Source organism: Chitinophaga filiformis (assembly GCF_021646545.1).
In the GTDB taxonomy this organism is placed as follows: domain Bacteria; phylum Bacteroidota; class Bacteroidia; order Chitinophagales; family Chitinophagaceae; genus Chitinophaga; species Chitinophaga filiformis_A.
Genome location: NZ_JAKIRP010000013.1, coordinates 231,913 through 248,109, shown reverse-complemented (window position 1 = coordinate 248,109; position 16,197 = coordinate 231,913). Strand labels below are relative to the sequence as shown.

The 16,197-nt window shown below is 47.2% G+C and carries 14 protein-coding genes; 7 read left to right on the top strand and 7 right to left on the bottom strand.

The genetic code is table 11. From position 1 onward, the window contains the following. Positions 1–536: 536 nt before the first annotated feature. The 3 genes from L3C95_RS26290 (at position 537) to L3C95_RS26280 (ending at position 5,876) form a co-directional block, all read left to right on the top strand. Entirely contained in the window at positions 537–2,051 is a 1,515-nt protein-coding gene (locus L3C95_RS26290; protein ID WP_236392405.1) for a family 43 glycosylhydrolase, read from the top strand. A gap of 146 nt (positions 2,052–2,197) precedes the next feature. Continuing rightward, the gene (locus L3C95_RS26285; RefSeq protein ID WP_236392403.1) at positions 2,198–5,065 is read left to right on the top strand and encodes a hypothetical protein; all 2,868 of its coding nucleotides are present in this window, start codon (positions 2,198–2,200) and stop codon (positions 5,063–5,065) included. Positions 5,066–5,075: 10 nt separating this feature from the next. Further along, complete coding sequence (locus L3C95_RS26280; RefSeq protein WP_236392401.1) at positions 5,076–5,876, top strand: hypothetical protein; 801 nt, start codon at positions 5,076–5,078, stop codon at positions 5,874–5,876. A 91-nt stretch (positions 5,877–5,967) separates the two neighbouring features. On the opposite strand, the gene L3C95_RS26275 is transcribed toward L3C95_RS26280, so the two are convergent. The 5 genes from L3C95_RS26275 to L3C95_RS26255 form a co-directional block, all read right to left on the bottom strand. Further along, positions 5,968–6,744 carry an SDR family NAD(P)-dependent oxidoreductase gene (locus L3C95_RS26275; protein WP_236392399.1) on the bottom strand — a complete coding sequence of 259 codons (777 nt, stop codon included), beginning with the start codon at positions 6,742–6,744 and terminating at the stop codon, positions 5,968–5,970. Positions 6,745–6,860: 116 nt separating this feature from the next. After that, positions 6,861–7,454 (bottom strand): Crp/Fnr family transcriptional regulator, encoded by a 594-nt coding sequence (locus tag L3C95_RS26270; RefSeq protein ID WP_236392397.1) that lies wholly within the window; start codon positions 7,452–7,454, stop codon positions 6,861–6,863. Continuing rightward, positions 7,444–7,620: a hypothetical protein gene (locus L3C95_RS26265; RefSeq protein ID WP_236392395.1), complete on the bottom strand. Its 177-nt coding sequence runs from the start codon at positions 7,618–7,620 to the stop codon at positions 7,444–7,446. Before L3C95_RS26265 ends, L3C95_RS26270 begins: the two co-directional genes overlap by 11 nt. A 50-nt stretch (positions 7,621–7,670) precedes the next feature. Continuing rightward, positions 7,671–8,585: a helix-turn-helix domain-containing protein gene (locus L3C95_RS26260; RefSeq protein WP_236392393.1), complete on the bottom strand. Its 915-nt coding sequence runs from the start codon at positions 8,583–8,585 to the stop codon at positions 7,671–7,673. 14 nt (positions 8,586–8,599) lie between these two features. After that, positions 8,600–9,490, bottom strand: a complete 891-nt coding sequence (locus L3C95_RS26255) for an NAD(P)H-binding protein (protein ID WP_236392391.1) — start codon at positions 9,488–9,490, stop codon at positions 8,600–8,602. Positions 9,491–9,661: 171 nt separating this feature from the next. Between L3C95_RS26255 and L3C95_RS26250 the strand changes: the two genes are divergently transcribed. Both L3C95_RS26250 and L3C95_RS26245 read left to right on the top strand, forming a co-directional pair. Next, positions 9,662–9,919, top strand: a complete 258-nt coding sequence (locus tag L3C95_RS26250; protein ID WP_236392388.1) for an SDR family NAD(P)-dependent oxidoreductase — start codon at positions 9,662–9,664, stop codon at positions 9,917–9,919. Beyond that, a complete protein-coding gene (locus L3C95_RS26245) occupies positions 9,847–10,413 on the top strand; it encodes an SDR family NAD(P)-dependent oxidoreductase (RefSeq protein ID WP_236392387.1) in 567 nt (188 codons plus the stop codon). Before L3C95_RS26250 ends, L3C95_RS26245 begins: the two co-directional genes overlap by 73 nt. Positions 10,414–10,513: 100 nt before the next feature. Here the strand turns inward: L3C95_RS26245 and L3C95_RS26240 are convergent, their stop codons facing one another. Both L3C95_RS26240 and L3C95_RS26235 read right to left on the bottom strand, forming a co-directional pair. Beyond that, positions 10,514–10,960: an SRPBCC family protein gene (locus tag L3C95_RS26240; RefSeq protein ID WP_236392385.1), complete on the bottom strand. Its 447-nt coding sequence runs from the start codon at positions 10,958–10,960 to the stop codon at positions 10,514–10,516. Further along, complete coding sequence (locus L3C95_RS26235; protein ID WP_236392384.1) at positions 10,950–11,942, bottom strand: SDR family oxidoreductase; 993 nt, start codon at positions 11,940–11,942, stop codon at positions 10,950–10,952. The genes L3C95_RS26240 and L3C95_RS26235 overlap by 11 nt, the downstream gene beginning before the upstream one ends. Before the next feature lie 161 nt (positions 11,943–12,103). Here L3C95_RS26235 and L3C95_RS26230 point away from each other — a divergent pair, with 161 nt between their 5' ends. Both L3C95_RS26230 and L3C95_RS26225 read left to right on the top strand, forming a co-directional pair. Further along, complete coding sequence (locus L3C95_RS26230) at positions 12,104–12,709, top strand: hypothetical protein (protein ID WP_236392382.1); 606 nt, start codon at positions 12,104–12,106, stop codon at positions 12,707–12,709. Between the two features lie 568 nt (positions 12,710–13,277). Then, complete coding sequence (locus L3C95_RS26225; protein ID WP_236392380.1) at positions 13,278–16,160, top strand: SGNH/GDSL hydrolase family protein; 2,883 nt, start codon at positions 13,278–13,280, stop codon at positions 16,158–16,160. Positions 16,161–16,197: the final 37 nt, after the last annotated feature.

Sequence of the window (16,197 nt, the reverse complement as noted above, 5' to 3'; positions counted from 1 at the left end):
TGCAATAATCTGACGCCTAATCAGGCTCATTTAGCCAGTGGAGCATTAAAGCGAAGATGGATCGCTAAAAAGAAGGTAAAAACAACAGAAATAGCAGTGTAAAGCTTAATTTGCACATCTGTAAAGCTTAATTTGCGCATCTGTAAAGCAAATAATGAATTATTTCAATAACCTGTAAAGTCAATCCTGAAACTTCTTGCAAAAACTGTAAAGTTTTTCTGTACTAAGACAAGTACCAATCCGACACCGTCTTGATACCGCTTTGATACCGCTAATCCTACGTTAATCCTACGTTCATGAACGTAGGATTAACGTAGGATTAGCGGTATCAAAGCGGTATCAAGACGGTATTTGTACCCATCTGAAGGTATAAAAATCCCACACCTACCCCTTTCTGCATTTCGTCCCCTTATTTTTGCAGTTTGTGTACACGATTTTGCAGTTTGCGTACATTCCTCAAAGCCACGCCGAAATCTTTCTTAACATTGTATCAGACAGCGGAAGTTACCGCATTTATTCACCTCAAAATAACCGATATGAAAAACAACTATGTATTACTCTTTTTCCTGTGCGCGGCAATAGCAAGCTGCAGGAAACCAGTAGCTGACACATCGCCGCTTATTGGTACCCAGGCAGCAGCAAATCGTGCCGCTTTAAGCGCCTCGGTGATCTTCACCAACGCATTGCCCTCATCGGACAATGGCAGCTATTACGACCCCTGGGTGATCACTGTAGGCGGATTTTACTACTACTGCGGTTCTGATGGCGGCCGTTTATGGATCACGAAATCAGCAACCCTGCAGGATATTTTGCTGCAGCCGAAAACATACATTTTTACGCCTCCCCCGGGTACAGGGTACTCTGCTGAGTTGTGGGCGCCCGAGCTGCATTACCGCAGCGGAAGATGGTATGTCTATTTTGCTGCCGATGATGGCAATAATGCCAACCACCGGATGTTTGTACTGGAAGGCGGCAGTAACGCTAACGATCCGCTGGACGGCGGGTATGTCTATAAGGCCAGGCTGAGTGCTGCTACTGACAGATGGGCCATAGACGGGTCTCCTTTTGACTTTAACGGACAGCAGTATTTCATCTGGTCGGGATGGGAGGGAACTACCAATGTTTCCCAGTACATCTACATCGCCAGGATGAGCAATCCATATACTATTTCCGGCGAAAGAGTGGAGATATCAAGGCCTGATCATGCCTGGGAACAGGTAGGTACGCCTACTGTCAATGAAGGCCCTACGGCCCTTATCAGCGGGAATACAGTCAACATTATTTACTCGGCGAGTGGCAGCTGGACGAACGACTACTGCCTGGGAAGACTAACCTGTACTAATGGCAACCTAATGTCAAAAAGCTCCTGGACAAAAGCATCTTCGCCCGCATTCTCCAGGTTTGGCAATGTGTATGGACCCGGGCATGCATCGTTTGTAAAGTCGCCGGACAACATCCAGTGGTGGATCGTGTATCATGCTGCCAATTCGGATGGTTCAGGATGGAATAGAAGGGTGATGGCACAGCAGTTTTCCTGGGACGGAAACATCCCTTATTTCGGCTATCCGATAGAAAAGGGTATTCCCATACCCGCACCGTCTATCGGGCCGAATTATGCCATGCCAATTGCGAATGGCGTGTATAGGATAAAGTCGAAGGTGACCGGACAATGTGTGGACGTTCCCGACGGCGCTCCAACGCCCGGATTACAGATACAGCAATGGACGGATAACGGGCACGCGGCACAGAAATGGAACTTCACAAGTCTTGGGAATGGCTATTACAAGATAACTTGCGTAGCCTCCGGTTTGAACCTGGACAATGCCGGCGGTCTGCTGACTGCAGGAAATATCCTGATCCAGTGGACGGACAACCAGAACATCGCGCAGCACTGGCGGGTACAGGATATGGGCAATGGTTATTTCAAACTGATCAACCGCCGGAGCCTGTTGGCCCTGAATGTGCCGTATAGCAATCAGACACCGGGCACCAAGCTGGAACAATGGTTTGAAAACCAGTATGATGCTGAACTGTGGCAGATCATCCCTTAAAAAGGATACATGCTTTTACGTGTCCGGAGAGGAGTATTGCGGGAAATACGCTTTTCCGGATACGTAAAGGTTGTTTGTATGGTTGAAAGCTATAATTTGTTATCTTCGATGCCGTTTTTGATCCCAATAATGACCGAGATTGTTTTATGACCCAGAGATATTTGAAAGGCCCCAAAATTCCCGCACGTAACCAGCAAAGTGATTCCAAAGAACCATTTTTCTCCAGGCAGGGAGAGGAGCATGCCGAAACACAGGATTCACCTACTTTTTTTTCGCCGAAAGTGCAACGGAAACCAGTGGAAGTGGAAACAGATGATACCCTGGAAAAGGAAGCTGACCAGGTGGCGGATAAAGTTGCAGGTACAAAGATCCCTGTTGCCGCAGCATCGGGTGACGGTATTCAGCGAAAAGGCGTAGGATTGCAGACATCCATTCAACGGAAGCCGGGGGACGGAGAAGACTGGAAAAATTATCCGATACAGATACCGCCCGGAACAGCGTCTAAGCAGGAGTTTCACCGTTATGCGGAACTGATCATATTCCACAAAGTACTGAACCTCGACTGGCAGGGCACCGGGACAGCTGAGATCTATCAGCACATCAGCCAGCATATCGGAAGAACGATCCTGTTCAAAGTACCTAAGTCGATGCTCAGGCAATACGGCGTTGCGGAGAAAGCAGACGGCACAGGAGATGCGGAATACAGACAACTGGATAAAGACAGTAAAGAAGCTATCAACGAAGAGACGGATAAGCAGTATTATCAGAGTACCGGCATAGCGCCTGGTACTGAAATAAAGCCTGGCGAAAAAGGCAGATCAGCCGTTTGGAATGATCTGAAGAGACAGTTGATGGAGCAACGGAAAACACTGAACGATCTGCCACCGGCTGTTAAAGGGTTCCTGCGGTCAGATCAGACATTCGTACCGGCTAACTATGCTAAGCTGAGTGAAATAGCCGCCCTCCTCAGTCAGTTTACAGCAGCTGATTTTGAAGATTATAAAAGTAAGATCAATTTCGGTACAACAGACCTGGATGCATTGAAGCAGTCGGTTGCTGCATATATGGCAGGCAGGGAAGAACGGCGTAAGGCAGGCGAGGAGCGGGAGACGTTAAAAACGAAATTGTTTGGGCTGGAGGAATTGTATAAAAGGTACAAACAGTTCCAGAACAGAGGGGCCTTGCCGCCATCGCGTGATGAATTTGGCGTGCATGATCCCAACCATGATTATTTCAGAGCCGCGGAAGAAATGGAAAGAGAGAGTTTGACAGCCTCTCTCAAAGCATATGGTTTTAATAGTCTCGACGAGTTTGGGAAATATGTAGATGATTATGAAGCGGCTTTCAGAAAAGAAACGATTGCCATCGCCGGCGATCACCTGCAACGTTACAGGCATGTGTTGTTTGAAGAGGAAAAGAAGATAGCGGATGATGCCTACGTCACCAGATTATTTACCGAGATCTCCCAATCGGGCGCCAGCAGGCATTACGATGAGGCAAGCAGTAAAGGGATGCAGTCGGTGATGGCCGTGGGCACAAAGGAACACGTGTCCGATGCACAACTGGAACGGCAGCTGGCGCTGGATAAGGAATCCACTGCCGCACATGCAGCAGGCACCCGGGTGATGCAGCAGTTGCCTTCAGCAAGTCCGCTTATGAAAGAAAAGACGTTCAGCAATGAGGATCTGTCGCGTGTGAAGAGCAAGGAGGAGCTGAAGCAATTCTTGCAGGATTATATCGACAGGAAGAAGGAGAGCATTGATGAAACATGGGCCGATATAAACGCCAATCCTGAACGTGTATACGAACTGAATGAGCTGATCGCGGCTTCTGTCCAGATGCAGGAAATCAGCAGTGGCAGCATCTACGACCTGATCATTAAAGATAAGATCAAAGATCTGGGTAGTGCTAAGATATTGAAAGCTGTTTGTTTTGTAGTGATCGGTATTGCATTGGCAGTGGCTTCCTTCGGTACCGGTATACCGGCTTTACTGGCTGCGGGCGGCTCATTAGCCTTAAGTGCATATGCGGTGAAGGAAGAGATTGAAAAGTACAATCTGGACGTCAGCGCGCATGATGTAGAGCTGCTCACAACTAAACCTTCGCTGACATGGGTCGTGTTAGCCATTGTGGGTGCAGGAGCAGATGCTGCTGCGGTGGCAGCCGCATTTAAGGCGGCAGGTCCTATTGCAGAGGTTACAGCGGCATTCAATGGAAGCAAGGATGTGGTGACGCTCGAAAAGTCGCTGGCTCAACTGGCAGAGCTGGATGCAAGGATCAGGCAGAATATCATCCGCGCAGCGAAAGCTGAAGCCGCACTACAGGAATCTGTAGATAAATTCATGGCGATAGGCAATCGTCTCAATGACATTACCAGTACGGTCGAGGCAGTGCCAAGGCTGACGGTCATGGCTTATAACGCTATAAAGAAAGGCAGTACCAGCTTTGAGAAATTCATGCTGGACCTGAAGCTTAGAAAGCTGGCGAAAGATGTGAAGGAACTGCCGCCGGAACAATTAAATATATTCAAACAGGCATTTGAAAAAGCGCGCAAATCAACCGAAGAAGAGATAAAAGCCATGGACAAGTTAGTGGGGCGGGCAGACCTCACGGTGGCAAATAAGCAGACTGCTAAGGAAATGATGGAAGAGGTACGTGCGCAGGGCAAATTCAATAAAGCTTCCAATTATCATGGTGACAGTATGCACAATATGAAGGATGAGGTGGTGCAGAAAATTATATCAAACCCTGATGCCATATATGAAACCAGGAATGGGGAAAGGCTGATCTATCTGAAAGATGGTGATATTGTAGTCATGGAAGCTACAAAAAGCGCCAGAGGTAATGTGATAACTGCTTATGGTAAATCGGGTATAAAAGGAGAGAGTGGCGCCACTGCATTGGGCGGCAAAGCGGAAGATGCGGGACAAGCGGTAACAGACCTGATAATAACGGAAGGAAAAATACCGGCAAAAAAAGGGTTTATTCCTCCGGCAAAGAAAATATATCCATAATTTTATTGACATGTTTAGTATTACTGAAGATATTCCGATAACATTTATAAACGGACAGCAAATAGCTGCCAGGCCGAGAATATTGCCCGATAGCCTGATGATGGTGCTTAGCACGCAGCAAAGCGTTGACGCCCTGGAAAAAGAGATGATGGACTCCACCGGTAGTGTGGAAGACTGGTTACATATGTCGAGAACAGATTCACTGGCATTTGACACCGGTACGGGACTGCTGAAGGCCGTGTCTTTTTACTATCCTGAGCTGAACCGGGAGCCGGGTAATTTACATCTGCTGGCAACAGCGGAAAAGATAGTGGCTATTCCACAGTTAAAAACTGATGCACCATCTTTTGAGCTTATTCCTTTTGAGTACAGGTATTATCACGAAGAAAGAGATTTGCTCCTATGCTTTGATGATGCCTTCATGGAGGTAACACAGCTGCAGGAAGTAGCTATATCTGCGGAAGTATCATTGTTTTTTAGTAACGGGCAATATTGTGCCTGGGGAGTGTATCATCCTGAAGTGTTGCTGACAAACCGGATAGGAGCAACAACATCATATGAGTCTGATGCTTTTCTTAAAGCATGTTTCAGAGACGCGTATGCACTCATTACTGATGAAACGGTAGAGCAGATGCGTGAACATGATGAGCAGGTATTGCGCAACATCTCATCGTTGCATAACCGGATAGCAACGCATGGCGGAGCGGCTGGTAGCCCGTTGGATGTGTTGAAAGAGTGGTTGTTTAGTCTGGCAGATAAGTTTTACAGAGAGCAGGAACGGGAGGGCTTGTTTAATAAACGCAGTGCATAACATACATCGCATGCGAAGAAAAGAGAGGGCGCCTCTTTCGGGGAGGTCGCCTTGTCAACATACACATATGCAATAGAAGTATCATTTGAGTTTACCGCTGTCCACCGCTTACGGCAATGAGTTCACCGTTGATCCAGTAAGAGTCTTCTGAAGCCAGGAAAACAGCCACATTAGCGATATCGTCCGGTTTACCGACACGTCCTAGCGGCGTTTCAGACAGATGCCATTGTTCGCCGGGACCGCCAATTACGCCGGAGGTATGCGTGCCTTCTGTTTCGATGAGACCCGGATTAATGGAGTTCACTCTTATTTTCTTCGGTCCCAGTTCTTTGGCCAGGATGCGGGTAATGCCATCCACCGCATATTTGGTGGTGGAATAAACCAGCGCAGTTGGCATATCGAGCGTGCTTACTACAGAGCCGGTATTGATGATAGTACCACCCTTATCGCCAAAGCTTTTAACCGCCTGCTGAATGGTGAGAATAGTGCCAAGTACGTTCGTATTGTACATGGAGTGAAAGCTGTCTTCTGTGATGTCTTCTATACCGGCAAATGAGTAGATGCCGGCATTGTTCACCAGGATATCCGGCGTGCCGAAAGTCTTTATGGTTGTTTCAAACAGCCTTTTTACATCGTCTGCTATAGCTACATTACCCTGTACCGCAACGGCCTTTCCTCCGGCTGCAGTGATCGCTTCTACTACCTTATCGGCTCCTGCTTTGCCGGAGGCATAGTTTACCACTACCTTTGCGCCCTCTGAAGCATATGCTTTAGCGATGGCGGCGCCGATCCCTTTCGATGCACCAGTTACAATGGCTATTTTACCTGCTAGTCTTCCTTGCGTCTTCGTGTTGATTGAACTTTGCATTGTATTGTGTTTTTATCGTTCTGTCGTTATTGACAATGCAAAGCTCACCAAACGGCAGGCAGATAAAAATGAACCAGGCTAAGAAAAAAGCTTGATCTGGTTCAACATTTTCAGGACTAATCTTTAGCACGCTGTTTCTGGTGGCGGATCCTGGAGAGGAATTCGGTGGTCATACCGAGATAGGAGGCTATGACATATTGAGGGAAGCGGTTGGCCATAGCCGGATATCTTTCAACAAACCGATCGTAGCGTTGTTCGGCTGACTGCGTCAGGCCGGTGATGACGCGCCTTTGCATAAAGGCGGCAGAGCGTTCAGCAAGTATCCTGAAAAAGGTTTCGAATTTATAGCCGGAGGCCTTCAGCCGCTGTTCATCTTCAAAGCTTATTTGTAACAGGGTACTGTCTTCGACAGCCATTACGAACATACTCGCCGGCTGCTGGAACATGTAACTGTTATAATCTGATATCCACCATTCTTCAATGGCTAGTTGTATGGTATGGTCCTGGCCTTCTTCCCCTACTACGTAAGCCCTTAGGGCGCCTCTCAGTACGAAATATCTGTGTTTGGCCACGAAGTCAGGCTGTACGAGGAATTGTCTCTTTTTGACTTTTATTTCTTTGAAAGCAGCGGTAAAGGCCACAGTTTCATCCGCAGTAAGATCAACAAATTTACTGGCGTAATGGCCTATTGAAGATGATTTATTTGTCATGGATGTTGCCTTTTTTCGCATCGTTCACAAAGTAACGACTTTTACCACGGTTTCCTTTAATCCTGTTTTTATGCCGCCCGGTATTTTGCCAGGTCAGATCTGTATGAAACAAGGCCGCAATGTGCTCCACTTTTACGTTCTTTGTTATGTTTGATAAACATATCATACGCCAATATTTTGCGCTGAAAATTTGCCCGGCGACAACGAAACAAGTTGTCAATTAAATGTTTGCCTGAATTCCAGCGGCGAAAGGTTTGTCTTCGTCCTGAATAACTTACTGAATGACTGAGGATGTTCAAAGCCTAATTCATAAGCGATCTCACTGACGGATAGTACTGTGGTAGAAAGCTTTTCTTTAGCTATTTCAATCAGTTTACTGTGAATGTGCTGCTGGGTATTTTGCCCGGTCAGCACTTTCAGCAGAGTGCTTAAATAGTTAGGGGACACGTTTAAGGATTGAGCGATATACTGAACGGTGGGCAGGCCTTTTTTTATCAGGTCGTCACTCTTGAAATAGGCTGTGAGGAGCGCTTCCAGCCGGGTAAGGATCTTATGGTTGCTAATCTTCCGGGTAATGAACTGACGGTGATAAAACCGCTCAGCATAGGTAAGCAATAATTCCAGCTGCGCAATGATGACGCTTTGACTGAATTTGTCGATGTTGGAGTGATATTCCTGCGCTATCTGCTGTATGATACCAGCAATAACAGCTTCTTCTTTTTCTGAAAGATGCAGTGCCTCATTGGCTGCATAACTGAAGTAGTCATATTGTTTTATTGTTTTGGCAAGGGGCGTATTCCAGAGGAAATCGGGATGGAAGAGCAGCAACCATCCCGAATGTTCTAATACTTTATTTGATTGGATAGAATAGATCTGTCCGGGAGAAATGAAGAACATCACACCTTCGTCGAAGTCATATTCCTGCTGACCATATTTCAGTTTACCGGTGAAATTTCTTTTCAATGCAATGGCATAGAAATTTTGCGTAAGCCCCTTCGGTTCGTTATCCCGGAGTTGTCTTATATCCTCCATATTTATCACACTGACTAAAGGATGTTCGGGTTTCGGTAATCCCCTGAAACTGTGATAGTCGCTTATTGTTTTGAGCAGATGTGGTTCTTTGTTCTTCATTCCTTAAAGCATTATCATCCTTGTTTAAAAGCGGCGGCAAACTCTTTCAAAAAATCTTCCAGTTTTACCTTACCGAGGCTAATGGGCTTATGTTGCTCATAATCTTCGGTAAAGGCGCCGTTGTGAAGGCAGGCATACATCCCGACAAGACTTTCCGCAACAGGAGGCCGTACGCCGGCCCTCTGGAGGCCATCCAGCATTTGTTCATTGCTGCATATTTCCCATTTCAGATCAGGCTTTCCGATGGCTGTACCTAACAGGTGAACAATTTCATTGACGGTACGTTCATCGCTTGCAATATACCGCACTTTTTTGGCTTCGTTAGTGGTGGTTAGTTCCTCTGCAGCAACAGCAGCAATATCTGCTGGTGATACGAGTGCGATCTTATCTTCTCCGCCATAGTTAGCCTGAATGAAGCCGGCCCCTTTTATCATCGGGACATAGTTGTACAGATTGTAGTAAAAGTAGCCGGGTCTCAGGCTGGTGAGGGAGATGTCTGGTAGCTGGTTCAGTACCTGCTCAACATCATGCGCGCCGAGGAGGAGGCCGGTACCTTTATCGAGGTGTGCCCCCATCGTGCTCAGGTGCACAACTCTCTTCAAGCCTGACTGCCGTATAGCCTTTGCGTATTGCATGCCCATTTCGCGGTAATATGCTCTCGGATCGTCAGTAGTGCTGAAGTTAGGCGGCGTCATAACATATGCGGCGTCTGCCCCCGTGAATGTCTTCGTCAGAAAGTCAGCATCTTCCACTGAGCCGATAGCGGCAGTAGCGCCTAGCGCTTCGATGTCCTGCTGTTTTTGCGGATTGCTGCTGATGACGGTTACTGTATGACCTCTCTGTATTAATTCCTTTGTGAGCGGCTTGCTGATATTGCCTAAAGAGCCTGTTACAATGACTTTCATGTTGTTGATGTTTATGTTACAAAGGTCAGCCGTGGTAAAAAAACGGATGTAGCCAGATCTAATATTGTTGTAGTCAAAACGTGGGTACTTATCAAGCGGTACTAACAAATTTGTAGGTATCCGGCAATCAGATATTATCAGATACCTTTGATCGAAATTTTTCGATCAGATATGGACTTGTATTTAAAAGGAAAAACAGCAATAGTAAGCGGCGCCAGTCAGGGTATTGGTCGCGCGATAGCAAAGGAATTGGCAATGGAAGGAGTGAAGGTTTTCGCCACTGCAAGGAACGAGGAGTTGCTCAATAACTTGAAGGATGAGATAGTGGCTGCAGGGGAACGGCGCCGGTTATTTTCGTGCAGGACTTCGTTGCAGCAGATGCACCGCAAACCATCGCAGCAGCTGCATTGTCGGCACTGGGGCAGGTAGACATCCTTGTTAACAATACAGGGCGTAGTGCGCCCATGGATGTTGTTGGACCAGAGGAAGATTGGGATGCTGCCATGACGCTGGACTTCGATCGTCACCGTCAATTGACGCAACAGCTGTTACCGCATTTTATGGAAGGTAAGCAGGGAGCTATTCTAAATGTGATCAGTACTTACGAACTGCGTTCAGTGAATGGTTCCGCCGTTGCAAAAGCGGCGATAGTGGTATGGTCCAAACAGCTGGCCGGACAACTGGGTAAATATGGCATCAGGATCAACTGTCTGCAGCCGGGGCTTATTGACACAAATAATATCCGTCGTTTCTTTCCCGGTGATGAACGAAGACATTTTGCGGAAAGGGAGATCCCATTGGGCGATTTCGGTGAGCCGCAGGATTTAGCTAATATGGCTGTGTTCCTGGTATCGCCCAGGGCAAAGTATGTCACCGGATCTGTGGCTGTCGTGGATGGGGGAATGAGGCATCATCCATTCTAAATAGTGCAGGTGATGATGGTATTCTTTAATCAGGCATGTGAGTTACTGCTATAGGGCGTTGCTATAGTTGGGTATTCGGTAATGTAGCCATGCCGGGGTTTTAAGCCAGTACTTCTGTCAGCACATCCAGCATTTTCCCCCATGCCTCTTTGGATCGCTCAGTAAAATCTTCTGATCCGGGAGGCATCTGGTGTGTCAGTGTTAATTCACATCCCTCCAGGATTGGCGCGATATCGATAACTATCCGTGACACGCCGCCGGTGGGATCCTGTTTCACTGACCAGGTGAATGCCAGGTGGCGAGGTCTGTCTATGGCGAGGTATTCACCCACATGATCGAACTGCTTACCCTGTCTGCGTACTGAATAGGCGAATTTTCCTCCAACAACAGGTTCGTTGGTAAGACTAATGATCTCTTCATCCCTGACGCAGGGCCCGAACATAAACTGCCCGATCTGCCGGGTATCAAGAAATGCACTGAAAGCCTCGTCCGGCGGCGCTGAGAATATACCGGTAATAACTGCATGTACGGGGTATTTATCTGACATGTCTGCTGGTTTTTCTTCCTGCCATCAAATATACGGCAAACCCGGCACCGGCGAGCAGGGCCCCTGTTTTTAGCAGGCGTTTGACAGCCCGTTTAAGATGTGGCCTTGTGTTGCCGTTAGTACTCATGGCGAAATTTACCGTGTTGAAGAGGTTGCCGTCGGTGGAAGAGGCGCTTTCCGCTTTTCTGAGGTACATCTTCATCAGCAGGCCTGCGAACTTTGTGGTTAGTTCCGGTGCGATGGCATGGCCGATCTTGAAAAGGAGCGAGGCGGCTCCCGGATATCGGGTAGATTTTGGATGCAGGATAGACGCTCTGACAGCCTGGGCCATTATCATCGGATCATATACCGGAGGGGCGGGCTTCAACACCTTGCCGGTATAGTTGCTGGCGTGATGTATGCCTGGCGTGTCCAGAAAGGCGGAAAAAAGGTCAACCACATGAATATGGGGCCAGTCCGTCAACTCTGCTTTAAGTGCCTCAAAAAAGCCCCTTAATGCGAATTTACTGGCACTGTAGGCGCCGCCAAAAGGCACCGGAAGAAAACCTCCGATGGAGATGTTGTTGATGAGGATGCCGCGGCGTTGATATTTAAAGTAAGGCAGCACGGCATGTGCCCCGCTCATATAACCGAGCAGATTGGTAGCAATCACACGCTGGTGATTTTCCCAGGGCATCTTCTCAAAGGTGCCGGCAGCAAGGACGCCTGCATTGTTTGCCCATACATCGATCCTGCCTTTCCATTCGTAAGCTGTCCGCGCCAGCTGCCAGACGGAAGCGTGATCGGTCACATCCGTGGGTACGACCAGGGCTTTTGTGCCTAAGTCCCTGCATTCCATTGCCAGTTCTTTCAGCACAGCTTCGTTCCTCGATGCCAGTACAAGAAATGCCCCATCCTGTGCAAGATGAAGGGCGATAGTACGGCCCGCGCCGCTGGAGGCCCCAGTTATTACGATGACTTTACCGGTGATAGTATTTTCCATATAGGTAGGGGCTCAAAAGCTGCGCCAATTGATGACGTTTCCGGCTATTCCGGGAAGGGTAAGAATTGTTAAATCATCCGCAGTAATTAACGCGAAAAAGGGAACATATTTTGAGCCATTTAAGATGTAAACAGCAACGGCGAACCTAAAAACCATATATTATGAAAACGGTATTATTTATTGCCATGACCGGTGTCCTGCTGATGCCTGCGCTCAGCTGTAATAACGGCCGTACAGACAACACGGCAGATAGTACTGGCACTGCACCGGTTACCGATATGAATGAAAGAACGGCAGACCCTGATGAGTACAATCAGCAACTCACCTACAAACAATATTCATTTTCTGTTAACTCCAAAGGACAGGGTGCGCTGCGGAAACTGACCATTACGGGAAAGGAGGGATCCAATGAAATGGCGACTGTGAACGCGCCAATGGAAGGAACGATATACTATGCTTCCACTGCAGACCTGAATAAGGATGGAAGGCCGGAAGTATATTGTTTTACCAGAGGCGTAGACAGCGCTGGTTACAGTAAAGTATATGCGTATGCGTACGATAGCAAGACAGGGAAACAGATAAACTTCCCGGATCTTTCACCTACGCAACGGCAGGAATATAAGGGACACGATTCCATCTACATAGATAACGAATATATTGTCCGCAGTTTCTCAACAGACGACAGTAAATCACCGTCTGACCGTAAAATGATCCGTTATGTGTTAAGACCGGTTGATACTGCCTTTACGCTTGTACAGACACAGTAAACTATTATCGGGAGCATCCGGAATGTTTGCGCATCTGATGTGTTAACTGCTGTTCGAAATATGATCGGGGTATACAGTCTGCAAAGTTGTAGCACTGTATACCCTGATCTCATTATAGTTTGTACTGCCTGGACATTGTGCTTGTTTGTTAACATGGTGGGGAGCGGACATACAGTGTTCGTTTCCGGAAGGCGGCGGTGACTTAATCCGATAAAGAGTTTGCGGACGAAGTGAGAGCGGAAGATAATTTGAATGACCAAAATAGGGGAACATACCTATGTTTTCGAAGTATGTTTAAATAGGAGGAAGTACGATAAGCTTACTTGTGGTATTGAAAGCAATGACGATATTCTGAGCTCATTCGTTACACGAGTGAAAAAAATATTTGCATTTTAATTTTGGATTACTTTATTTTGTCAGCGTTATACCTTGAATAAAATTTCTAGTTTTTTTCTACCATTAATACAAGCATGTGATCGTGGCTACCCCCACGAATAATAGTTCAGACAAATTAAATTCAGAACAAGTAATCTAAATTCAGGATAAGTAATCTATAATCCCGTACTATATGCGAAACATTGTTTGGTTCGTTGCCCTGTGCCTATTAGGGACTTCTCTTGCCTATGCTCAGGATGCGCCGTTAAAGGTGGCGAAGGACACAGTTAGGATCGTGAACGCAGAACTGGTAATTGAAAACTCCACGAAACAAGCTGCAGGCTTCTTATACAACAACAAGAATGGGCGTACCACATTTGCGAAGATCGCCAGGATGGTGCAGTTCAAAGTAGGCGCTGCCGGTTTTCCTCCGAGTGGCGAGACTTCATACACAGATACTGCATTTAAGAATAAACACATCAGGGTGTGGCGGAATGGCTTGTTGCAGTACAAAGACTATCTGCAGGGCATAACAGTTGACCAGACCGCAGGTACCATTACGTTTTATCCTGCGCTTGCAGACAACGACCGCATTTATATAGAAGCGGTAGCCGGTGTTGAATCTAATGAAGAGCAGACTGCAGGAGATGGAACGCCTAGTTTGAAGCGCCTGTATGCAGGTGTTGTGAACAATGGTGACAACACATTTACATTGCGCTGGGCCACCAATCATACAACGTTATACAATGCGCCCAGAGTGGCTGGTATTGGATCTTCCACGCTTGCAGGTTATGGGTTGGATTATCCGAACAGGTTGGGAGACCGCATCAGTGCATGGCTGGCAGGATCGACGCTTTCTCCCAGCTGGGCTAACTATGGAGTTGCCGGGTATAGATCTATTGATGTACAAAAAGCATCTGAGGGCGGTGTTACAGGTCACAATATAGAAGCGGCATATAGCTTTAATCCCGATATCATACTGGTGATCCTTCCTACAAACGATGCAGGCAGTGGTATCACGCCAGTGCAGACGATGATCAATCTGCGTAAGCTGGATACAATGTCGCAGAACAGAGGGATTCCGCTATTCTTTGAAACAGCGCAGCCCCGTACTTCTTATGGTGTAAACGAACAGGCAGTATTAAAAATAGTTGCTGACAGTATCAGAAATGCATGGCCGGACAGATATATTGAAGGGTTCATTGGTTTTACTGATCCCAATTCAGGCACTCCTGCCGCAATATTGCCTTCTTACGATAATGGCGATCAGACGCACCTGAACCCGGAAGGTATTCAACATCTGGCGAGGAATATATTTGACCGTCTGACAACCTATTTTCAGCCGATTATAGGTGTAAGTAAGTATACTATTGATACGTCATCCAATGGTATCAGCTGGGCACAGTACGACGTCATCTCCAACGGAAATATTGTTAAGAAAAGATATACTGCGCCACACAAGAGGACACTATATTTCAGGATCAGCGCGCAGCTGGTCAATTCCACCACCCTCACTTCGAATACAGTTGTAATGCTGCCGCCGGACAACGGCGGCCCAAGCGGATTTGATCACAGGGTACTGATAGACCTGGGAGGGGACGGCGCCAACACGATCAATGGCTCTAACAGAGCCGATGGTAAACCAACTCCTTCGCCTGACCTGAATGGCAATTACTGGAATAACTGGTATGGAAAAGGCGGTATTACCGGTTTTGTGGATAAGGCTAATTCCGGTACACTTAATACCACTGCCAATCGTGCTACGCCTCTCAGTGTTGAGCTCATTGGCAATCCGGAAGGTACATTCGGTTCGAGCTCAACCCACGCTATTAATTACAACGGCTTCAATACAGGTACAGGCGATTATCCGATGGAAGCCTTGTATGATAACATGTATATGCACAGCAGCATCAATCCCAATGGTGTAACGCTGAGGGTAAGAGGTTTGAACAGAGCGAATACGTATAGCTTCAAATTATGGGGCGCACGTATAGATGCCAATACAACACAAAGAATGCTGGAAACAAAACTGGGATCTGAGCTATGGGCAGATGCGAAGCGAACAGAGACCCGTTATCCGGAAGGCAGTACACCTGATTACAACAATGCGAACGTTCATGCGAATGTTACCGGGGTAGACTCTATTGACATCAATCTGCGTGTAGGTAATGGTAGCACTATTGCGCATGTCAGCCTGATAGATATCGGTATAAAGGGTACATTGCCTGCTGCGCCTTACGTTGATGTGAGAGACACCAGTATAGCCCTGCCTAAAGACACGGTACAGATCACCCCATTGATACAGGACAATGGTATAGCGATATCAGGTTACCAGTGGGAGCAACTTTCCGGTCCGAATACTGCGCTCATCACCAATCCGTATGGCGCTACCACAAGTATCAAACAGCTGACAAATGGTGTGTTTACTTTCCGGTTTAAGGCAATTACCGCGGCAGGGCTTGCAGTGAGTGATATCCTGAAAGTGTCTGTATTCCCCGACAATAACGGCAGGAAGACACTCCGCGTGAATTTCTCCTTAACACAACTGCCGGAAGTACCGGGATGGATGAACATATTCGGCCGCCCATCGGGTAATCATATCTCCATGAAAGATCCGGTGACCAACTGGCTCGTAGATAACATAAGTGGTGCAACCAATTACTGGACAGAGTACAGTGGCGCCAGCTCTTCTGATATCGATGGCCAGTCGACAGGCAATAACACCGGGGTTGTACCTGATGCGGTGCTGAAGAGTTACTGGTTCAATTACAGTACGCGCTATTCCACTGTACATAACTTGCTGGTGGGAGGACTGACCAGTGGTAAAACTTATACCATCCAGATGGTAGCGTCCCGCAGTAACAGCAATGGTGCTACTGCACCGAGATATGGTGTATATCGTATTAATGGTGGGACTGAACTATTCCAGGATGCATGGCAGAACACGAGCAATATTACAACTACCACGGCAATAGCAGATGCAGAGGGTAGGATCTATATTGATGTTTACCCGACCGGCAATGCATCGTACGGCAGTTTTTCCTATATCAACGCACTTATTATCCAGGAGAATTAGTATGTAAATCCATTATCCCCTAACAACGATATATGAA